The organism is Cupriavidus sp. WS, assembly GCF_000395345.1.
Taxonomy (GTDB): domain Bacteria; phylum Pseudomonadota; class Gammaproteobacteria; order Burkholderiales; family Burkholderiaceae; genus Cupriavidus; species Cupriavidus basilensis_B.
In genome coordinates this window covers 1-21,648 of sequence record NZ_AQPL01000214.1, presented here as the reverse complement: position 1 = coordinate 21,648, position 21,648 = coordinate 1, and the positions used below count along the sequence as shown (strand labels likewise).

At 68.4% G+C, this 21,648-nt stretch carries 15 protein-coding genes; 13 read left to right on the top strand and 2 right to left on the bottom strand.

From position 1 onward, the window contains the following. Window positions 1-15: 15 nt before the first annotated feature. Window positions 16-642, top strand: coding sequence for a protein-methionine-sulfoxide reductase heme-binding subunit MsrQ (gene msrQ / locus K206_RS0118190; RefSeq protein ID WP_255359643.1), 627 nt, complete (start codon window positions 16-18; stop codon window positions 640-642). Between the two features lie 65 nt (window positions 643-707). On the opposite strand, the gene lysA is transcribed toward msrQ, so the two are convergent. Next, window positions 708-1,976 (bottom strand): diaminopimelate decarboxylase, encoded by a 1,269-nt coding sequence (lysA, locus tag K206_RS0118185; protein WP_020203825.1) that lies wholly within the window; start codon window positions 1,974-1,976, stop codon window positions 708-710. 390 nt (window positions 1,977-2,366) lie between these two features. Between lysA and cyaY the strand changes: the two genes are divergently transcribed. Beyond that, entirely contained in the window at window positions 2,367-2,702 is a 336-nt protein-coding gene (cyaY, locus tag K206_RS0118180; RefSeq protein ID WP_029043786.1) for an iron donor protein CyaY, read from the top strand. Window positions 2,703-2,799: 97 nt separating this feature from the next. On the opposite strand, the gene K206_RS0118175 is transcribed toward cyaY, so the two are convergent. Then, a complete protein-coding gene (locus K206_RS0118175) occupies window positions 2,800-5,175 on the bottom strand; it encodes a penicillin-binding protein 1A (RefSeq protein ID WP_029043785.1) in 2,376 nt (791 codons plus the stop codon). A gap of 373 nt (window positions 5,176-5,548) precedes the next feature. Between K206_RS0118175 and pilM the strand changes: the two genes are divergently transcribed. The 11 genes from pilM to K206_RS0118120 all read left to right on the top strand — a co-directional run bounded on the left by pilM (window position 5,549) and on the right by K206_RS0118120 (window position 21,491). After that, on the top strand, window positions 5,549-6,619 hold the full coding sequence (gene pilM / locus K206_RS0118170) for a type IV pilus assembly protein PilM (protein ID WP_029043784.1): 1,071 nt from the start codon (window positions 5,549-5,551) through the stop codon (window positions 6,617-6,619). An 18-nt stretch (window positions 6,620-6,637) separates the two neighbouring features. Further along, window positions 6,638-7,291: a PilN domain-containing protein gene (locus tag K206_RS0118165; RefSeq protein WP_020203821.1), complete on the top strand. Its 654-nt coding sequence runs from the start codon at window positions 6,638-6,640 to the stop codon at window positions 7,289-7,291. A gap of 1 nt (window position 7,292) precedes the next feature. Next, complete coding sequence (locus K206_RS0118160) at window positions 7,293-7,973, top strand: type 4a pilus biogenesis protein PilO (RefSeq protein ID WP_020203820.1); 681 nt, start codon at window positions 7,293-7,295, stop codon at window positions 7,971-7,973. Further along, entirely contained in the window at window positions 7,970-8,503 is a 534-nt protein-coding gene (locus K206_RS0118155; protein ID WP_020423829.1) for a pilus assembly protein PilP, read from the top strand. Before K206_RS0118160 ends, K206_RS0118155 begins: the two co-directional genes overlap by 4 nt. Continuing rightward, window positions 8,500-10,680, top strand: coding sequence for a type IV pilus secretin PilQ (gene pilQ / locus K206_RS0118150; protein WP_020203818.1), 2,181 nt, complete (start codon window positions 8,500-8,502; stop codon window positions 10,678-10,680). The genes K206_RS0118155 and pilQ overlap by 4 nt, the downstream gene beginning before the upstream one ends. 271 nt (window positions 10,681-10,951) lie before the next feature. Next, window positions 10,952-11,581, top strand: a complete 630-nt coding sequence (locus tag K206_RS0118145; protein WP_231401626.1) for a shikimate kinase — start codon at window positions 10,952-10,954, stop codon at window positions 11,579-11,581. Then, window positions 11,568-12,674: a 3-dehydroquinate synthase gene (aroB, locus tag K206_RS0118140; RefSeq protein WP_020203816.1), complete on the top strand. Its 1,107-nt coding sequence runs from the start codon at window positions 11,568-11,570 to the stop codon at window positions 12,672-12,674. The genes K206_RS0118145 and aroB overlap by 14 nt, the downstream gene beginning before the upstream one ends. A gap of 70 nt (window positions 12,675-12,744) precedes the next feature. Continuing rightward, window positions 12,745-13,884 carry a deoxyguanosinetriphosphate triphosphohydrolase gene (locus K206_RS0118135; RefSeq protein WP_020203815.1) on the top strand — a complete coding sequence of 380 codons (1,140 nt, stop codon included), beginning with the start codon at window positions 12,745-12,747 and terminating at the stop codon, window positions 13,882-13,884. 123 nt (window positions 13,885-14,007) lie between these two features. Further along, complete coding sequence (locus K206_RS0118130) at window positions 14,008-14,730, top strand: transposase (RefSeq protein ID WP_043366864.1); 723 nt, start codon at window positions 14,008-14,010, stop codon at window positions 14,728-14,730. 441 nt (window positions 14,731-15,171) lie between these two features. Then, entirely contained in the window at window positions 15,172-19,881 is a 4,710-nt protein-coding gene (locus K206_RS0118125) for a glutamate synthase-related protein (protein ID WP_231401627.1), read from the top strand. A 134-nt stretch (window positions 19,882-20,015) separates the two neighbouring features. Next, a complete protein-coding gene (locus K206_RS0118120) occupies window positions 20,016-21,491 on the top strand; it encodes a glutamate synthase subunit beta (protein WP_020203812.1) in 1,476 nt (491 codons plus the stop codon). The last annotated feature ends 157 nt before the right edge of the window (window positions 21,492-21,648 follow it).

The window sequence follows — 21,648 nt, the reverse complement described above, 5'->3', positions numbered from 1 at the left end:
CCCGCGCCGGCGGGCCTGGCCACGCTGGCGCCGGGGCGCGTGCGCATGGTCAAGGCGCTGGTGTGGGTGCTGGCGCTGCTGCCGTTCCTGCGGCTGCTCGCGCTCGGCTTCGCCGGCGAGTTCGGCGCCAACCCGCTGGAGTTCGTCACGCGCTCGACCGGCACCTGGACGCTGGTGATGCTGTGCGCCACGCTGGCGGTGACGCCGTTGCGCCGGCTCACCGGATGGCACTGGCTCGCGCGCCTGCGGCGCATGCTGGGCCTGTTCGCTTTCTTCTATGCGCTGCAGCACTTCCTGCTGTGGCTCGCGGTGGACCGCGGCTTCGACGTGGCCTACATGGTCAAGGACATCGCCAAGCGGCCGTTCATCACGGTGGGGTTTGCCGCGTTCGCGCTGATGGTGCCGCTGGCGGCGACCTCGACCAGCGCGATGGTCCGCCGGCTGGGCGGCCGGCGCTGGCAATGGCTGCATCGCGCCATCTACGCCATCGCCGTGCTGGGGATCCTGCACTACTGGTGGCACAAGGCGGGCAAGCACGATTTCGGCACGGTCTCGGCCTATGCCGCGGTGGTGTTCGTGCTGCTGGCGGCGCGCGCGTGGTGGTGGTGGCGCAAGCCCGCGCCGCAGGCGGCGCGGCGCTGAGCTTTTCTTCGGGATTGCGGGAATGCCGATCTCGCGGTGCGCGCCGCGCGGCGCGCACGCGCGCTTCAGCCTTGCAGCAGGCGCTCGTCGCGGAACAGGTCTTCCACGCGCTCGCGGCCGCGCACCAGGTGCACGTCGTCGCCGTCGACCATCACTTCGGCCGCGCGCGGGCGGGTGTTGTAGTTGGAGCTCATGACGAAGCCGTAGGCGCCGGCCGACATCACGGCCAGCAGGTCGCCCGGCTGCACCGACAGCGCGCGGTCGCGGCCGAGCCAGTCGCCCGATTCGCACACCGGGCCGACCACGTCGTAGGTCAGCGGCGCGGCCTCGCCGGCCTCGCGCAGCTGCACCGGCTCGATGCGGTGGTAGGCCTCGTACATGGCGGGGCGCGCCAGGTCGTTCATGGCCGCGTCGACGATGCAGAAATTCTTGGCCGCGCCGGGCTTGAGGAATTCCACCTGCGTGAGCAGCACGCCGGCGTTGCCCACCAGCGAGCGGCCCGGCTCGAACAGCACCTCGCGGTGGCCGTGGCCGCGCTCGGCCACGCGGTCGAGCAGCGTGCGCGCGAAGTCGGTGATGTCCGGCGGGGTCTCGTCGTCGTAGGTGATGCCCAGGCCGCCGCCCACGTCGATGTGCTCGAGCTTGATGCCTTCGCGCTCGAGCGCTTCCACCACGTCCAGCACCTTGTCCAGCGCTTCCAGGTAGGGCGCGACCTCGGTGATCTGCGAGCCGATGTGGCAGTCGATGCCGGCCACTTCCAGATGCGGCAGCGCGGCCGCGGCGCGGTAGGTCGGCAGCACGTCCTCGAAGGCCACGCCGAACTTGTTGCCCTTCAGGCCGGTGGAGATGTACGGATGGGTCTTGGCGTCCACGTCCGGGTTGATGCGCAGCGACACGCGCGCGCGCTTGCCCAGGCGGCCGGCCACCGCGTTCAGGCGGTCGAGCTCGGGGATCGACTCGACGTTGAACGACAGCACGTCGTGCGCCAGCGCCAGCTCCATCTCGGCGACGGTCTTGCCCACGCCCGAGAACACCACCTTGCGCGGATCGCCGCCCACGGCCAGCACGCGCTGCAGCTCGCCGCCGGAGACGATGTCGAAGCCCGCGCCGAGCTGCGCGAAGACCTGCAGCACGGCCAGGTTGGAATTGGCCTTCATGGCGTACTGCACGCGCGCGCGGCGGCCCTGGCACGCCGCGGCGTAGGCCTGGTAGGCGGCGCTCAGCGCGGCGCGCGAGTAGACGTAGGTGGGGGTGCCGTATTCGGCGGCGATGCGCGCCAGCGGCACGTGCTCGACGGCGAGCGCGCCGTCGTGGCGATGGAAGAAGGCGGTCATGATGATTTTGCGGTGGGGGTGGCGGCCGGAGCGGCTTCGTCCGCGGGGGCGGCCGGGGCCGTCCTGGCGGCGGGATTCGGCACGTTCGGGTTGCCCAGGCCGGGGTCCGGCACGGCCGGCCTGGCCGGCGCGGCCGGCGGCCGGGGCATCGTCAGCGGGCCGCGGATGCCGCATCCCGACAGCAGGGGTATCGCAAGGCTGGCGGCAATCGCCGATACAATCGCAACACGACGCAACATCGGGTCGTCCTAGAAGAGTTGTCCGGCCCGTTTCCGCGGCAAGGCGGCGGAACGGCGGGACCAACGAAAAACGAAACTGGATCGAAACTGGATTCAACACGCCGCGGCCGGCGCGCGATGCGCCGCTGCCCGGGCGGTCTCGGAGTTTAGCATGCCCCCCATGAGTGAAAGCGAGTTCCTGGCCCTGGCCCAGCAAGAGCTGGACCGGCTCGAGAGCGCGGTGGAAACGGCCGCCGACGCGGCCGACGCCGACATCGAAATCAACCGCGCCGGCAACCTGATCGAGCTGGAATTCGAGGACGGCTCCAAGATCATCGTCAACAGCCAGGCGCCGATGCAGGAGCTGTGGGTAGCGGCGCGCGCGGGCGGCTTCCATTTCCGCCACGACGGCCGGCAGTGGCTGGATACGCGCGGCGGCGGCGAGCTGTACGCGGCGCTGTCGGGCTACATGAGCCAGCAGGCCGGGGTGGCGCTGAAGCTGGGTTGAACCGAACCGGGGCCGGGCGCGCTTTCGCGCGGCCGGCATCGCGCGCCGGCATCGCGCCGAACGCCGGCGCGCGCGACGAATCGCGCGCGGGCGGCGCTCAGGCCCCGCCGCCGAACATCTCCAGGATCCGCTTCTTCTCGCCTTCGATGTCGGCCGGCGACTGCGTGCTCTCGTCCGGCTTGCCCGGCCACGGGTCGCCCAGCCCCACCGAGGCCACGCCGGCGCCGCCGGCATTCTCCTCGAAGGTCCAGTCGCCGGCCACCATCACCACGCCCTCGGGCGCCTGGCGCTCCGGTATCTCGGGCACGCCCTTGAGCATCTTGCTCATGTAGCCGACCCAGATCGGCAGGGCCAGGCCGCCGCCGGTCTCGCGCACGCCCAGGCTCTTGGGCTGGTCGTAGCCCATCCAGGCGATCGCCACCAGCTTGGGCGTATAGCCGGCGAACCAGGCGTCCACGGCGTCGTTGGTGGTGCCGGTCTTGCCGGCCAGGTCGTTGCGGCCCAGGCGCTGCTTGGCGCTGTTGGCGGTGCCGGTGCGCACCACGTCGCGCAGCATGCTGTCGGCGATGAACGCGGTGCGCGCGTCGAGCACGCGCACGGCGTCCTCGCCGGCGCGCTGCGGCCGGGTTTCCGAGATCACGTTGCCGCGCGCGTCCACCACCTTCTCGATCAGGTAGGGATTGATGCGGTAGCCGCCGTTGGCGAATACCGAGTACGCGCCGGCCATCTGCAGCGGCGTCACGCTGCCCGCGCCCAGCGCCATCGGCAGGTAGGCGGGGTGCTTGTCGGCGTCGAAGCCGAAGCGCGTGATGTAGTCCTGGGCGTACTGCGTGCCGATCGCGCGCAGGATGCGCACCGACACCAGGTTCTTGGACTTGGCCAGCGCGCGGCGCATGGTCATCGGGCCTTCGAACTTGCCGTCGTAGTTCTTCGGCTCCCACACCTGGCCGCCGTTGTCGGCGATCGAGATCGGCGCGTCGTTGATCACCGTGGCGGGCGAGAAGCCTTTCTCCAGCGCCGCCGAGTAGATGAACGGCTTGAAGCTCGAGCCGGGCTGGCGCCACGCCTGCGTCACGTGGTTGAACTTGTTGCGGTTGAAGTCGAAGCCGCCCACCATCGAGCGGATCTCGCCGTTCTCGGGGCTCAGCGAGATGAAGGCCGCCGACACTTCCGGCAGCTGCGTGACCGACCACGCGCCCTTTTCGTCCTGCGTCACGCGGATGATCGCGCCAGGCCGGATCCTGGCCTTGGGCTGCGCGTTGGCCGCCAGCGACGGCGCGATGAAGCGCAGCGCCTGGCCCTCGATGCTGGCGACCTCGCCCGACAGCAGCGTGGCCGTGACCTGCTTGGCCGACACGCTGGTGACGACCGCCGAGCGCAGGTCGTCGCTGCCCGGGTGCTCGAGCAGCGCGTCGTCGATGGCCTGCTCGCGCTCGTCGGGGTTGGCCGGCAGGTCGATGAAGGCCTCGGGGCCGCGGTAGCCGTGGCGGCGCTCGTAGTTCATGATGCCCGAGCGCACCGCCTCGTAGGCGGCGTCCTGGTCGGTCTTGTTGAGCGTGGTGTAGACGGTCAGGCCGCGCGTGTAGGTTTCCTCGCGGTATTGCGCGTACATCAGCTGCCGCACGATCTCGGCGACGTACTCGGCGTGCGTGGAGAACTCGTTGCCCTCGCCGCGCACCTTCAGTTCTTCGTGGATGGCCTGCTCGTACTGTTCCGGTGTCAGGTAGCGCAGGTCGCGCATGCGCTGCAGGATGTATTCCTGGCGCACCTTGGCGCGCTTGGGGTTGACCACCGGGTTGTAGGCCGACGGCGCCTTGGGCAGGCCGGCCAGCATGGCGGCCTCGGCCGGCGTCACGTCCTTGATCGACTTGCCGAAGTACACGCGCGCCGCGCTGGCGAAGCCGTAGGCGCGCTGCCCCAGGTAGATCTGGTTCATGTACAGCTCGAGGATCTGGTCCTTCGAGAGGTTGGCCTCGATCTTGTAGGCCAGCAGCATTTCGTACAGCTTGCGGGTGTAGGTCTTCTCGCTCGAGAGGAAGAAGTTGCGCGCCACCTGCATGGTGATGGTGGACGCGCCCTGCGACAGGCCGCCGCGCAGGTTGGCCATGCCGGCGCGCAGCACGCCGACGAAGTCCACGCCGCCGTGCTCGTAGAAGCGGTCGTCCTCGATGGCCAGCACCGCTTTCTTCATCACGTCCGGGATCTCGGCGATCGGCACGAAGTTGCGGCGCTCCTCGCCGAACTCGCCGATCAGCACGTTGTCGGCGGTGTAGATGCGCAGCGGGATCTTGGGCCGGTAGTCGGTGATGGTGTCGAGCGAAGGCAGGTTCGGGGCAGCCACCAGCAGCGCGTACCCGACCAGCAGCGCCACCGCCACGATGCCGGCCGCCAGCAGGCCCAGCGCCCAGAAAGTCAGCCGCATCCAGAGCGGGCGGCGGGCGGGCAGGGACGGCTTCGGTTGTGCTGTGGCCATATGGGAACTACCGAGTTAGGGGTGCCCGGATTATATCTCCCGGGATCGGGCGCTCCGGCCGCCTTGTGGCGTGAACGCCGCTATCTGGCTGTTACAAGATGTAATCATGTTGAGATCTGCATGAAACGGAAAGAGGGGTCCGGCGCGGCGGCCGCTGGTGTACCGTGGGATTTTGACAACGCTTTGAGTAAGGCGTCTGCGAAAAGCAACCGTGGTCAAACCGGCACATTGCCAGCACACCACGTTTTTGTGAGAATCCACCAACTAAAAGAGCAAAACGTTTCATCCAAGAAACAAACAGACTCGCCAGATTAGAGCTACCAAGCCAGGGGCGAGTTCAAACGGTCAGGGGGTCACCTTGCGGCGAGGTATCTTGTCGGGGTTGTTGCGCCGTACGACGGTCGGCGTCGACATCGGGTCGTCCAGCGTGAAGGTAGTCGAGCTGTCCGTGGGCAGTGGCAAGAACGACTACCGGCTGGAAAAGTGCGCCAGCGAACTGCTGGATCGCAATGCCGTTGCCGATGGCAACGTGGTCAATATCGAAGCGGTGGGCGTGGCCCTCAAGCGCGCGCTCGGCAAGGCCGGCATCCGCAGCAAGGAGGTCGTGCTCGGCGTGCCGTCGATGCTGACCGAATCGCAGACCGTCAGCCTGCCGGACAACCTGTCCGAGGACGAACTCTACGTGCAGGTGGAATCCGAGGCGCACCGCCTCTATCCGCCGTCGCAGGCCGTCAATTTCGACTTCGCCGTGATCGGCCCCAGCGAGACCGAGGGCGGCATCGGCGTGCGCGTGACCGCCGCCAACAGCGACCGCGTGCAGGAGCGCGTGACCGCCGCCGAGATGGCCGGGCTCAAGCCGCACGTGATGGACGTCGAGGAATACGCGGTGCAGCGCTCGGTGGTGCAGATGCTGGGCGTGTCGCCCGACCTCAGCGAGACCGAGGCCAAGGAGCTGCCCGTGGTGGTGGTGGTCCATCTCGGCGGCAGCCGCTCCAAGGCGATCTTCTACCAGGGCTGGAAAGAGCTCTACGAGCAGCCCCTCAACAGCTACGGCGACCAGCTCACGCAGAGCGCGGCGCGCATGTTCACGCTGGACGCGCTCAAGGCCGAGATCAAGAAGCGCAAGAACACGCTGCCGGAAGCCTGGCGCACCCAGTTGCTCAAGCCGTCGCTGGAAGCGCTGGCGGTCGAGGTGCAGGGCGCCGTGCGCAATTTCCTGTCGTCGTCCAGCATCGGCCGGGTCGACGAGATCCTGCTGTCCGGCGGGCATGCCTCGCTGGTCGGCGTGCAGGCCGCGATCGAGCAGCAGACCGAGATCACCACCACGCTGGCCAACCCGTTCGCCAACATGATGACCGCCGGCAAGGTCAACGAGCGCTATCTCCAGCGCGACCTGCCGGCCTACATCGTGAGCGCCGGGCTCGCGCTGCGCGGCCTGCAGTAAGCCAGCAAGGGAAGCCGCATGCCTACCAACACGATCCCGACCGTCAACCTGCTGCCGTACCACGAGGCCCGCAAGGCTTCGCGCCGCAAGAAGGTCTACGCCATGCTCGGCGGCGCGGCGGGAGCCGGCGCGCTGGTGGTGCTGATCGGCGGCTGGTACATCGACAGCCGCGTCGACGCGGAGACGGGGCTGAACCAGGTGCTGGCCACCGAGAACAGCCGCCTCGACGTGCAGATCCGCGAAGTCAACACGCTGCGCAAGGACATCGACGGGCTGCTGCAGCGGCAGAAGGCCATCGAGGGCCTGCAGAACGAGCGCAACCGCCCGGTGCAGCTGCTCGAGGAACTGGTGCGCCAGGTGCCCGAGGGCGTCTACCTGACCACGCTCAAGCAGGCCGGCGACGTCTTCACCGTGACCGGCATCGCGCAGTCGAACGAGCGCGTCTCGGAACTGCTGCGCAACCTTGGCCAGGTGAGCTGGCTGGACAAGGCCGAACTGGTCGAATCGAAGGCCGTGATGATGACCAACAACCTGCGCGAGCAGCGGCGCCTGTTCGACTTCTCCATGCGCTTCGCCTACCGCGCGCCCGAGGTGCCGGACGACGGCAAGAAGGGCCGCGCGGGCGCCGCCAGCGGCGCCGCGGCGCAGGGTGCACGCACGGGCAAGGGCTGATATGGCACTCAATTCCGAAATCTCGCTGGCCGCGCTCAACGACCTCGGCGCGCAGTTCCGCGGCATCAACCTCAACGAGCCCGAAACCTGGCCGGCCGCGCCGCGCGTGCTGTTCGCGGTGCTGGCGGCGCTGCTGGTGCTGGTGCTGGGCTGGCAGTTCTACTGGAGCGGCAAGCTCGACGAGCTCGACCGCAAGCATCTCGAGCAGGAAAGCCTGAAGCAGGCCTACCAGTCCAAGGTGGCGCAGGTCGCCAACCTGGACGCGCTGCGCAAGCAGAAGGCCGAGGTGGAGCAGCGCGTGGCGCTGGTCGAGCGCCAGTTGCCCAACAAGACCGAGATGGACGCGCTGCTGGCCGACGTCAACCACGCCGGCGTGGCGCGCGGCCTGCAGTTCGAACTGTTCAAGCCGCAGGCTGCCGTGATCAAGCCCTACTTCGCCGAGATCCCGGTCAACCTGAAGGTGACGGGCCGCTACCACGACGTGGCGCAGTTCAACGCCGACGTGGCCGCGCTGTCGCGCATCGTGTCGATGCAGGGGATGCAGTTCACCACCGGCAAGGATGGCGGGCTGGCGATGGAGGCCGTGGCGATGGCCTACCGCGCGCTCGACCCCGACGAACAGGCGGCGCAGCGCAAGGCGGAAGCCGCGGCGGCCAAGACGGCCGCGGGAGCGAAGAAATGATGCCAGCGATCCGGGCCTCCGGCCTGCGCGCGTGCGCGTGCGCGCTGCTCGGCGCCGCGCTGCTGGCGGCCTGCGGGGCCAGCGAGGAAGACGGCCTGCGCCAGTGGATGGCCCAGGCGCGCGCGGCCAAGGCGCCGCCGCCGGCGCCGCTGCCCGAGCCCAAGCCCTACGTGCCGCGCGAGTACGCCGGGCGCAGCGCGCCCGAGCCGTTCGCCCAGAACAAGATCGGCGACCTCAACCGGGTCCTGTCCGAGTCGCCGGAGTCCGGCCGGCAGCACGAGCCGCTGGAGGACTACCCGCTGGAGAATTTCAAGATGCTGGGCGCGATGCGCAACCACGGGGAAACCTATGGCGTCGTGCTGGTAGACAACAAGATCCACCACGTCAAGGTGGGTCAGTATCTCGGCCAGAACTACGGCCGGGTGGTCCGCATCAGCGATCAGGAGATCGTGTTGCGCGAATTGGTCCGGGAAGGGGTAGCCGAGTGGAAAGAGAAAATGACCAGCCTGAAGCTGGAGGGGTCGGCATGATCATGGGTCGCTGGTACCGGGCGCTTGCGGGCGCCGCGGTCATGATGCTCGCGCTGGCTGTGCCGGCCGCGATGGCGCAATCGACGGCGGGCAATACCGTCAAGCGCGTGGATGCCACCACCGCGGGCGAGCAGACCATATTCACGGTCGAGCTCGCCGGGGTGCCGGCGCAGAAGCCGGCGGACTTCACCACGCAGAATCCGCCCCGGATCGCCATCGACTTCCTCGATACCGGCTTCGCCCAGGGCCGCGCGCAATACGATTTCGGCGGCAAGCTGCTCAAGGGCGCCAACGTGGTGCAGATCGGCGACCGCACGCGCGTGGTCCTCGATCTCACGCGCGTCGCCAGCTACCGCACCGAGGTGCGCGGCAGCCAGTTCGTGGTGCTGCTCGACAACGTGGCGCCGAGCGCGCGCACGGCGGTGCCGACCTTCGCTCCGACCGCGGCGCTGGTGCCGCAGGCGGCGGCCAGCCGGCCGGCGATCCGCAACATCGACTTCCGCCGCGGCACGGACGGCGCCGGGCGCATCGTGGTGGACCTGTCCGCGCGCGACTCCGGCATCAACATCGCCCAGCAGGGCCAGAACGTGGTGGTGGACTTCCTCAACACCGCGCTGCCCGACGGCCTGCGCCGGCGCTACGACGTGAGCGACTTCGGCACGCCGGTGCAGGGCATGCGCGCCGGCGACAACAACGGCAGCACGCGCCTGACCATCGAGCCGCGCGGCAACTGGGAATACAGCTCCTACCAGACCGACACGCAGTTCGTGGTCGAGGTGCGCCCGGTCAAGGAAGACCCGGCCAAGCTGATCAGCGGCGCGGGCTTCCGCGGCGAACGGCTCTCGCTGAACTTCCAGAGCATCGACATCCGCTCGCTGCTGCAGGTATTCGCCGACTTCACCAACCTCAACATCATCACCAGCGAAAGCGTGCAGGGCAACCTGACGCTGCGCCTGAAGGACGTGCCCTGGGACCAGGCCCTGCAGATCGTGCTGGACGCCAAGGGGCTGGCCTCGCGCCGCAACGGCAATGTGCTGTGGGTGGCACCCAAGGCCGAGCTGGCCACCAAGGAAAAGCTCGAACTCGAGTCGCAGCAGCAGATCAACGACCTCGAGCCGATCCGCAGCCAGGTGTTCCAGCTGAACTACCAGCGCGCCGAGGACGTGCGGCGCATGCTGCTCGGCCTGGCCGCGGTGGGCAGCACCGGCGGCGCGGGCGGCGCCGGCGCGCTCGGCAGCACGGGCGCCATCGGTAGCGTGGGCGGCGTGGGCGGCGCGGCGGCCAGCAATACCCGCATGCTGTCCAAGCGCGGCTCGCTGACGGCCGATCCGCGCACCAACCAGCTGTTCGTGTCGGACATCGGCAGCAAGCTCGAAGAGGTGCAGAGCTTCCTCGGCAAGATCGACATCCCGGTGCGCCAGGTCATCATCGAGGCGCGCATCGTCGAGGCCAACGACAGCTTCAGCCGCAACCTCGGCGTCAGGCTCGGCTTTGCCTCCAAGACCGCCGGCGCCGGCTACGGCAACAACTACACCAACGTGGTGAGCCCGGTGACGCAGAACGCCACCTGGGACAACAGCCCCGCGCTGAGCCTGCCGGCGGCGGCGATCAACGGCGTCAACCCGGGGTCGGTGGCGGTGAGCCTGTTCAGCAATACGGCCGGCCGCTTCCTCGCGCTCGAACTCTCCGCGCTGGAAGCGGACGGGCGCGGCAAGATCATCTCCAGCCCGCGCGTGGTCACCGCCAACAACATCAAGGCGCTGATCGAGCAGGGCACCGAGCTGCCCTACCAGGCCGCCACCTCCAGCGGCGCCACCTCGGTGCAGTTCCGCAAGGCCAACCTGAAGCTCGAGGTGACGCCGCAGATCACGCCGGAAGGCAACGTGCTGCTGGACGTGGACGTCAACAAGGACAGCGTGGGCATCCAGACCAGCTCGGGCTTTGCCATCGACACCAAGCACGTGCAGACCCAGGTGTTGGTGGAGAACGGCGGCACGGTGGTGATCGGCGGCATCTACAGCCAGACCGAGTCCACCAACATCAACAAGGTGCCGTGGCTCGGCGACATCCCGGTGCTCGGCAACCTGTTCAAGGACAACGCCAAGGTCAACAACCGCACCGAACTGCTGGTATTCCTGACGCCGCGCGTGCTCAACGAGAGCGTCTCGCTGAAATAAGTCCGCCAATAAGTTCGCCAATAAGCCCGCCGGCGGCTCCGGCGACGGCGCTGCCGGGCCCGCCCGGCCCGCCGGATGCAGTAGACTGGGAGGCCGCATCGTGCGCGATGCGGCCTTTTTCATTGCCGGGCCGGCGGCGCGGAGGGCAGGGCGGACACGGGGCGGGCCGCCGCCCGCGCGCTCCGTGCCACTTGCCCGGATCGCCCCGACATAAGAAGATGACGCAGTTTCCCACTGCGGCGGCCGGCCAGAGACCCGGCAGCCGCCCGACATGCCAGTGACAGCCACCCGCCCGAACCTCTTTTTTGTTGGCCTGATGGGTGCCGGCAAGACCACCGTCGGCCGAACCGTGGCCCGGCGCCTGAACTATCCCTTCTTCGATTCGGACCACGAACTCGAGGCGCGTTGCGGCGTGCGGATCCCGATCATCTTCGAGCATGAGGGCGAAGCGGGCTTCCGCGAGCGCGAGGCGCACATGATCGACGAGCTGAGCCAGCGCAGCGGCATCGTGCTGGCCACCGGCGGCGGCGCGGTGCTGCGCCCGGAGAACCGGGCGCACCTGAAGGCGCGCGGCACCGTGGTCTACCTGCGCGCCAGCCCGCACGACCTGTGGCTGCGCACGCGCCACGACCGCAACCGCCCGCTGCTGCAGACCGCGGACCCGAAGGGCAGGCTCGAGGCGCTCTATGCCGAGCGCGACCCGCTTTACCGCGAGGTGGCGGACTTCATCATCGAAACCGGCAAGCCCTCGGTGGCCCAGCTTGCTAATATGGTGTTGATGCAACTTGAAATGGCCGGTTTCAGCGTGGCCGCCGAAGAGCCGGGCGAGCCCGGGCAGGACGACGGCGACGGCGCGGAAGCACCGCCGGCGCAGGACCGGAATCACGATGATCACCCTTGAAGTCGACCTCGGGGAGCGCAGCTACCCCATCCATATCGGCACCGGCCTGCTCGACCAGGCCGAGCTGCTGCGTCCCCACGTGCGCGGCACCCATGCCGTCATCGTCACCAACGAGACCGTCGGCCCGCTCTACGCGGCGCGCGTGGAGGCCACGCTGGCCGCGCTCGGCAAGACCGTGCGCACCGTGACCCTGCCCGACGGCGAAGCGTTCAAGCAGTGGGAAACGCTCAACCTGATCTTCGACGCGCTGCTCCGGGCCGGCGCCGACCGCAAGACCACGCTGGTCGCGCTCGGCGGCGGCGTGGTCGGCGACATGACCGGGTTTGCCGCCGCCAGCTACATGCGCGGCGTGCCGTTCGTGCAGATGCCCACCACGCTGCTGGCGCAGGTGGATTCCTCGGTGGGCGGCAAGACCGGCATCAACCACCCGCTCGGCAAGAACATGATCGGCGCGTTCCACCAGCCCAACGCGGTGATCGCCGACATCGACACGCTGCGCACGCTGCCGGCGCGCGAACTGGCCGCCGGCCTGGCCGAGGTGATCAAGCACGGCGCCATCGCCGACGCCGAGTACTTCGGCTGGATCGAGCGCAACATCCGCGCGCTCAACGACTGCGACCCGGACATGATGGCGCTGGCGGTGCAGCGCTCGTGCGAGATCAAGGCCGCGGTGGTGGCCCAGGACGAGCGCGAGGGCGGCCTGCGCGCCATCCTCAATTTCGGCCACACCTTCGGCCATGCCATCGAGGCCGGCATGGGCTACGGCGAATGGCTGCACGGCGAGGCCGTGGGCTGCGGCATGGTGATGGCGGCCGACCTGTCGCACCGGCTCGGCTTCATCGACACCGAGACGCGCGCGCGCGTGACGCAGCTCACGCGCGCGGCCATGCTGCCCGTGGTGGCGCCGGATCTCGGCACCGACCGCTACATCGAACTGATGAAAGTGGACAAGAAGGCGGAAGCCGGCAGCGTCAAGTTCATCCTGCTCAGGAAGCTGGGCGAGGCCTTCATCACCACCGTGCCGGACGCCGACCTGCGCGCTACGCTGCAGCACGCGGTGCTCAGGCCGCCCACCGAGGCGCCGGTCGCCTGACGCGATCGGTTGTGCCTCGCAACCCCGGCCGGCGGCGCGAGCCCCGGCCGGCTGCCGACCGGATTGCCGCATGACCGACCTCGAAAGCCATCTCGCTCCGTATGCCGCCCGCTCCGCGCTGTCGCGCGGGCGCGTGCACGTCGAACCGCCGTCGTCCTCGCGCAGCGAGTTCCAGCGCGACCGCGACCGCGTGATCCACAGCACGGCCTTTCGCCGGCTCGAATACAAGACCCAGGTCTTCGTCAACCATGAGGGCGACCTGTTCCGCACCCGGCTCACGCACAGCCTGGAAGTGGCCCAGATCGCGCGCTCGATCGCCCGCAACCTGCGCCTGAACGAAGACCTCGTGGAGGCCATCTCGCTGGCCCACGACCTCGGGCACACGCCGTTCGGCCACGCCGGGCAGGACGCGCTGAACACCTGCATGAAGAACCACGGCGGCTTCGAGCACAACCTGCAGAGCCTGCTGGTGGTGGACGAGCTGGAGGAGCGCTACGGCGGCTTCGACGGCCTCAACCTGACCTTCGAGACGCGCGAGGGCGTGCTCAAGCACTGCTCGCGCGTCAATGCCTCGGCGCTGGGCGAGCTGGGCCGGCGCTTCCTGGAAGGCACCCAGCCCTCGCTGGAAGCCCAGCTGGCCAACCTGGCCGACGAGATCGCCTACAACAACCACGACATCGACGACGGCCTGCGCTCCGGCCTGCTCACGCTCGAGCAGATGGACGAAGTGCCGATGTGGCGCCGCCACCGCGCCGAGGCGATGACCGCCTTCCCGGGCATCAACGGCCGGCGCGTCATCAACGAGACCGTCCGGCGCATGATCAACACGCTGATCGTCGACCTGATCGAGACCACCAGCCGCAATATCGCCGCGGCCGGCCCGCGCAACATCGAGGCGGTGCGCGCCGCCGGCCCGCTGGTCGCCTTCAGCACCGCCGTGCGCGAGGAAGCCGCCGAACTCAAGCGCTTCCTGTTCCGCCACCTGTACCGGCACTACCTCGTGATGCGCATGTCGGCCAAGGCGCAGCGCATCATCACCGACCTGTTCGACGTCTTCATGGCCGATCCGCGCCTGCTGCCGCCGCAGTACCAGGCCGGGCAGGGGCGCGATCAGGCGCGGCTGGTCGCCCACTACATCGCCGGCATGACGGACCGCTACGCGATCCGCGAGCACCGCCGCATCTTCTCGGTCCACGAGGGCGGCAACTAGGCGCCGCATGCGGGGAGCGGGACGCCCCCGACAAATTGGGGACGGATCAGCGCGCGCCTGCGCTATCATCGGGTTTTGCCGGCGCGCCGCAAGGCGCCGGCGCCGATTCCCGCGTTTGCCCTCATGGCCCGACTTCCCCGCTTTTCGCCGACCGGCCTGCCCGCCCTCGTACTGCAGCGCGGCAACAACCGCCAGCCGGTGTTCCTCGGCCCCGACGACTACGTCCACTACCTGGACTGCCTGCGCATGGCCGCGCGCGAGCACGATCTCGCCATCCACGCCTACGCGCTGCGGCCCAACCACGTGCATCTGGTCGCCACGCCGCGCCAGGCCGACTCGCTCAGCCTGACCATGCAGGCGGTCGGGCGCCGCTACGCGCGCTACTTCAACCGCGCCGCGGGACGCACCGGCACGCTGTGGGACGGGCGCTTCCGCTCCGCGGTGTTCGACCCGGCGCAGTGGCTGCTGCCGGCCATGCTGTACGTGGAAGGCAACGCCATGCGCGCCGGCGAGGTCGCGCAGCCCGAGGCGGACCGCTGGAGCAGCTACCGCCACCACGCCGGCATCGAGGCCAGCCCCTTTGTGAGCGATCACTCCGTCTACTGGGCGCTCGGCAATACGCCGTTCGAGCGCCAGTCCAACTACCGCGCGGTGGCGGCCGAGGGCCTGTCGCCGGCGGCGCTGGCCACGCTGCGCAGCCACGCGCACAGCGGCTGGCCGCTCGGCGATGCCGCTTTCCTGGCGCAGCTGGAGCGGCAGGGCACGCGCCGCGTGCAGCCGTTGCCGAAGGGCCGGCCGCCGGGGCGCAGCGCGGGCGGCATGGACCCCGAACCCGGCGCCGCGTAGGCGGCGGCGCGGCTTGAACCGTCGCGGTGCCCGATGTGCGCGGGACGGCGCGCAATGCACCAAAAAGTAATGTGTCCCCAAATAAAGACCATCCCGTTTGTGGTGCGAGATTTAATATGTTCTGACCCCATTTAAATTTTTTGCGAGACGTGGATGATTCTTTTATAGTTCCTCCACCCACATTCATTGTGCGGCGCGTCACGCTTGCGTACGCCGCTGCGGCCCCGCTGTCCCTCTCGTCATCCCGCTCCCGGCCCCGGCCGGCCCAGGTGGCAGAGTGCGGTCCCCGTTCCGGTCTGCCCTGCTGGCTGCGCAGCCCTCACCGGAATCAAGCCCGTGGACCAATCGCAATCCCAATCGAAGCCAACGCTGGCGCAGGCCGCCGAGTCCGCCTCTGCCGCCGCCACGCACGCGCCCGCCTCGCTGCCGCAGGCCCAGGGCATGTACGACCCCGCCAATGAGAAAGACGCATGCGGCGTCGGCATGGTCGCCCACATCAAGGGCAAGAAGAGCCACGAGATCGTCCAGCAGGGCCTGAAGATCCTGGAAAACCTCGATCACCGCGGCGCGGTCGGCGCCGATGCGCTGATGGGCGACGGCGCGGGCATCCTGATCCAGATCCCGGACCAGTTCTACCGCGAGGAAATGGCCAGGCAGGGCGTGACCCTGCCGCCGTCGGGCGAGTACGGCGTGGGCATGATCTTCCTGCCCAAGGAACACGCCTCGCGCCTGGCCTGCGAGCAGGAGCTCGAGCGCACCGTGCGCCTGGAAGGCCAGGTCGTGCTGGGCTGGCGCGACGTGCCGGTGGACTGCAACATGCCGATGTCGCCGACCGTGCGCAAGACCGAGCCGGTGATCCGCCAGATCTTCATCGGGCGCGGCCGCGACATCATGACCACGGACGCGCTCGAACGTAAGCTCTACGTGATCCGCAAGACCGCCAGCCACGCCATCCAGGCGCTCAAGCTCAAGCACGGCAAGGAATACTTCGTGCCGTCGATGTCGGCGCGCACGGTGGTGTACAAGGGCCTGCTGCTGGCCAACCAGGTCGGCGAGTACTACCTCGACCTGCAGGACCCGCGCGCCGTGTCGGCGCTGGCCCTGGTGCACCAGCGCTTCTCCACCAACACCTTCCCGGCCTGGGAGCTGGCCCACCCGTACCGCATGGTCGCCCACAACGGCGAAATCAACACGGTCAAGGGCAACGTGAACTGGGTCAACGCGCGCACCGGCGCGATCTCCTCGCCGGTGCTCGGCGACGACCTGCCCAAGCTGTGGCCGCTGATCTACCCCGGCCAGTCCGACACCGCCTCGTTCGACAACTGCCTCGAGCTGCTGACGATGGCGGGCTACCCGCTCGTCCACGCGATGATGATGATGATCCCGGAAGCCTGGGAACAGCACACGCTGATGGACGACAACCGCCGCGCGTTCTACGAGTACCACGCCGCCATGATGGAGCCGTGGGACGGCCCCGCGGCGATCTGCTTCACCGACGGCCGCCAGATCGGCGCCACGCTGGACCGCAACGGCCTGCGCCCGGCGCGCTTCTACGTGACCGAGGACGACGTCGTGGTGCTGGCCTCGGAAGCCGGCGTGCTGCCGTTCCCCGAGTCGCGCATCGTGCAGAAGTGGCGCCTGCAGCCGGGCAAGATGTTCCTGATCGACATGGAGCAGGGCCGCATCATCGACGACAAGGAGCTCAAGGACAACCTGGCCAACGCCAAGCCGTACAAGAGCTGGATCGACGCCGTGCGCATCAAGCTCGACGAGCTCGAAGCCAAGCCCGAGGACGTGGCCGCCGAGAAGAAGCCCGACGCGCGCCTGCTGGACCGCCAGCAAGCGTTCGGCTACACCCAGGAAGACGTCAAGTTCCTGATGGCGCCGATGGCGCTATCCGGCGAGGAAGCCACCGGCTCGATGGGCAACGACAGCCCGCTGGCCGTGCTCTCGTCCAAGAACAAGACGCTGTACCACTACTTCAAGCAGCTGTTCGCCCAGGTCACCAACCCGCCGATCGACCCGATCCGCGAGAACATGGTGATGTCGCTGGTGTCGTTCATCGGCCCGAAGCCGAACCTGCTCGAGCTCAACAACATCAACCCGCCGATGCGCCTCGAAGTGTCCCAGCCCGTGCTGGACTTCAAGGACATCGCCAAGATCCGCAACATCGAGCACTACACCGGCGGCAAGTTCCGTTCGTACGAGCTGAACATCTGCTATCCGAAGGCGTGGGGCAAGGAAGGCATCGAAGCGCGCCTGGCCTCGCTGTGCGCCGAAGCCGTTGACGCGGTGCGCTCGGGCTACAACATCCTGATCGTGTCGGACCGCCGCGTCGACGCCGAGCACGTCGCCATTCCCGCGCTGCTGGCCACCTCGGCGATCCACCACCACCTGGTGGACAAGGGCCTGCGCACCTCGGCCGGCCTCGTGGTGGAAACCGGCACCGCGCGCGAAGTGCACCACTTCGCGCTGCTGGCCGGCTACGGCGCCGAAGCCGTGCACCCGTACCTGGCGATGGAAACGCTGTCCGACATGGCGCAGGGCCTGTCCGGCGACCTCTCGTCCGAGAAGGCGGTCAAGAACTTCGTCAAGGCGATCGGCAAGGGCCTGCAGAAGGTGATGTCCAAGATGGGCATCTCCACCTACATGTCGTACACCGGCGCGCAGATCTTCGAAGCGATCGGCCTGTCGCGCGAGCTGGTGCAGAAGTATTTCCACGGCACCGCCTCGAACGTCGAAGGCATCGGCATCTTCGAGGTGGCCGAGGAAGCGCTGCGCCTGCACCGCGACGCGTTCGGCGACAACCCGGTGCTCGAGGGCATGCTCGAGACCGGCGGCGAGTACGCGTTCCGCATCCGCGGCGAAGAGCACATGTGGACGCCGGACTCGGTGGCCAAGCTGCAGCACGCCGTGCGCGCCGACGAAGGCCGCGGCGCGTACCAGACCTACAAGGAATACGCCAACATCATCAACGACCAGAGCCGCCGCCACATGACGCTGCGCGGCCTGTTCGAGTTCAAGGTCGACCCGGCGCGCGCGATCCCGCTCGAGGAAGTCGAGTCGGCCAAGGACATCGTCCGGCGTTTCGCCACCGGCGCCATGTCGCTGGGCTCGATCTCGACCGAGGCCCACGCCACGCTGGCCGTGGCGATGAACCGCATCGGCGGCAAGTCCAACACCGGCGAAGGCGGCGAGGACGAGAAGCGCTACCGCAACGAGCTGCGCGGCATTCCCATCAAGCAGGGCGACACCATGCAGGGCCTGCTGGGCCCGGATGCCGTGGTGCGCGACCTGGAACTGCAGGCCGGCGACTCGCTGCGCTCGAAGATCAAGCAGGTGGCCTCGGGCCGGTTCGGCGTGACCGCCGAATACCTGGCCTCGGCCGACCAGATCCAGATCAAGATGGCGCAGGGCGCCAAGCCCGGCGAAGGCGGCCAGCTGCCCGGCCACAAGGTGTCGGACTACATCGGCAAGCTGCGCTACTCGGTGCCGGGCGTCGGCCTGATCTCGCCGCCGCCGCACCACGACATCTACTCGATCGAGGATCTGGCGCAACTGATCCACGACCTGAAGAACGTCAACCCGGTCTCCGACATCTCGGTCAAGCTGGTGTCCGAAGTGGGCGTGGGCACCGTGGCCGCGGGCGTGGCCAAGGCCAAGGCCGACCACGTGGTGATCGCCGGCCATGACGGCGGCACCGGCGCCTCGCCGCTGTCGTCGATCAAGCATGCCGGCACGCCGTGGGAACTGGGCCTCGCCGAGACCCAGCAGACCCTGATGCTCAACGGCCTGCGTAACCGCATCCGCGTGCAGGCCGACGGCCAGATGAAGACCGGCCGCGACGTGGTCATCGGCGCGCTGCTGGGCGCCGACGAGTTCGGCTTCGCCACCGCGCCGCTGGTGGCCGAAGGCTGCATCATGATGCGCAAGTGCCACCTGAACACCTGCCCGGTGGGCGTGGCCACGCAGGACCCGGTGCTGCGCAAGAAATTCCAGGGCAAGCCCGAGCACGTGGTGAACTTCTTCTTCTTCATCGCCGAAGAAGCGCGCGAGATCATGGCGCAGCTGGGCATCCGCACGTTCAACGAGCTGATCGGCCGCGCCGACCTGCTCGACACCCGTGCCGGCATCGAGCACTGGAAGGCGCGCGGCCTCGATTTCTCGCGCGTGTTCTACCAGGCGCCGATCGCCGCCGAAGTGCCGCGCTACCACACCGACACGCAGGACCACGGCCTGTCGGTCGAAGCCGGCAAGGCGCTCGACCACGTGCTGATCGCCAAGGCGCGCCCGGCCATCGACAAGGGCGAGCGCGTGTCGTTCATCCAGCCGGTCAAGAACGTCAACCGCACGGTCGGCGCGATGCTGTCCGGCGTGGTGGCCAAGCAGTACGGCCATGAAGGCCTGCCCGACGACACCATCCACATCCAGTTGCAGGGCACCGCCGGCCAGTCCTTCGGCGCGTTCCTCGCGCACGGCGTCACGCTGGACCTGGTGGGCGACGGCAACGACTACGTCGGCAAGGGCCTGTCGGGCGGACGCGTGATCGTGCGCGCGCCGCACGAGTTCCGCGGCGATCCGACCCGCAACATCATCGTCGGCAACACGGTGCTGTACGGCGCCATCGCCGGCGAGGCGTTCTTCAACGGCGTGGCCGGCGAGCGCTTCGCGGTGCGCAACTCGGGTGCCTCCGCCGTGGTGGAAGGCACCGGCGACCACGGTTGCGAGTACATGACCGGCGGCACGGTGGTGGTGCTGGGCGGCACCGGGCGCAACTTCGCGGCCGGCATGTCGGGCGGCGTGGCCTACGTCTACGACGAGGACGGCCTGTTCGACAAGCGCTGCAACACCTCGATGGTCGCGCTCGAAGCGGTGCTGGCGTCGGCGGACCAGGAAAAGGGCCAGTCGCCCGCTTCCTGGCACAAGGTCGGCGGCAAGCGCCAGCTCGACGAGGCCATCCTCAAGGGCCTGATCGAGCAGCACTTCCGCTTCACCGGCTCCGAGCGCGCCAAGGCGCTGCTGGCCGACTGGGCCACCGCGCGCCGCAAGTTCGTCAAGGTCTTCCCGACCGAGTACAAGCGCGCCCTGGGCGAGATGTACGCGAAGGAACAGGAAGCGAAGGACAGCGACCGGGAAGCCATCGCCGCCTGAGTTCGCAGGCAGGGCCCGCGGGCCCGACCAAGCAGGAGCGGCGGCGCGGCCCGCGCCGCCGGCTCACAAGATACTGACCTCACAGCGGGGCCGGCGCATGCGCCGGTGCCGCCCAGCAAGACCAAGGACGCAACATGGGTAAGGCGACTGGCTTTCTCGAATTTCCGCGCCAGAACGAAGGTTACGAGCCCGTAACCAAGCGCGTGAAGCACTACAAGGAATTCGTCTTCGCGCTGTCCGACAGCGAAGCGAAGATCCAGGGCGCGCGCTGCATGGACTGCGGCATCCCGTTCTGCAACAACGGCTGCCCGGTCAACAACATCATCCCCGACTTCAACGACCTGGTGTACCGCCAGGACTGGAAGTCGGCGATCCAGGTGCTGCACCAGACCAACAACTTCCCCGAGTTCACCGGCCGCATCTGCCCGGCGCCGTGCGAGGCCGCCTGCACGCTCGGCATCAACGAGCTGCCGGTCGGCATCAAGTCGATCGAGCACGCCATCATCGACAAGGCCTGGGAAGAAGGCTGGGTCGCGCCGCAGCCGGCGAAGCACAAGACCGGCAAGACCGTGGCCGTGGTCGGCTCCGGCCCCGCCGGCATGGCCGCCGCGCAGCAACTGGCGCGCGCCGGCCACGACGTGACCGTGTTCGAGAAGAACGACCGCATCGGCGGCCTGCTGCGCTACGGCATCCCCGACTTCAAGATGGAGAAGACGCTGATCGACCGCCGCATCGAGCAGATGCAGTCCGAAGGCGTGACCTTCCGCCCCGGCGTGATGGTGACCGACGGCGAACTGCCGGCCGGCATCAAGAACTACGCGCGCGAAACCATCTCGGCGCAGGCGCTGCAGGACCAGTTCGACGCCGTCGTGCTGGCCGGCGGCTCGGAAGTGCCGCGCGACCTGCCCGTGCCCGGCCGCGAGCTGGCCGGCGTGCACTACGCGCTGGAATTCCTGATCCCGCAGAACAAGGAAGTCGCCGGCGACGGCCCCAACGAGATCCGCGCCGAAGGCAAGCACGTGATCGTGATCGGCGGCGGCGACACGGGCTCCGACTGCGTGGGCACCTCCAACCGCCACGGCGCCGAGTCGGTCGTCCAGTTCGAGCTGCTGCCGCAGCCGCCGGAAGAAGAAAACAAGCCGCTGGTGTGGCCGTACTGGCCGATCAAGCTGCGCACCTCGTCGTCGCACGACGAAGGCTGCGAGCGCGACTGGTCGGTGGCGACCAAGGAATTCATCGGCGGGGAAGGCAAGGACAGCGGCAAGATCACCGCGCTCAAGGCCTGCCGCGTGGAGTGGAAGGACGGCAAGATGCAGGAAGTGCCGGACAGCGAGTTCATCCTCAAGGCCGACCTCGTGCTGCTGGCGATGGGCTTCACCAACCCGGTCGGCTCGCTGCTCTCGGCGTTCGGCGTGGATACCGATGCGCGCAAGAACGCGCGTGCCGCCACCGAAGGCGAGCGGGCGTATCAGACCAATGTGCCGAAGGTGTTTGCCGCCGGCGACGTGCGTCGCGGGCAGTCACTGGTAGTGTGGGCGATTCGTGAGGGGCGCCAGGCGGCACGGTCGGTGGATGCGTTCCTGATGGGGCATTCTGAATTGCCGAGGTAAGTTTTTTTTTGTGCCTTGCCGGCTGTGGGTTGGCTGGTGGACCCGCCTTGGGGCTGTGAGCCTGGGGCGGGTTTTTTGTTTTTTTGCTGGGGGTTTTGAGTTTGGTGTCAACTGGTTGATTTTGAAGTCGGTGTCTTAACGTTGGCTGCTGAACGTC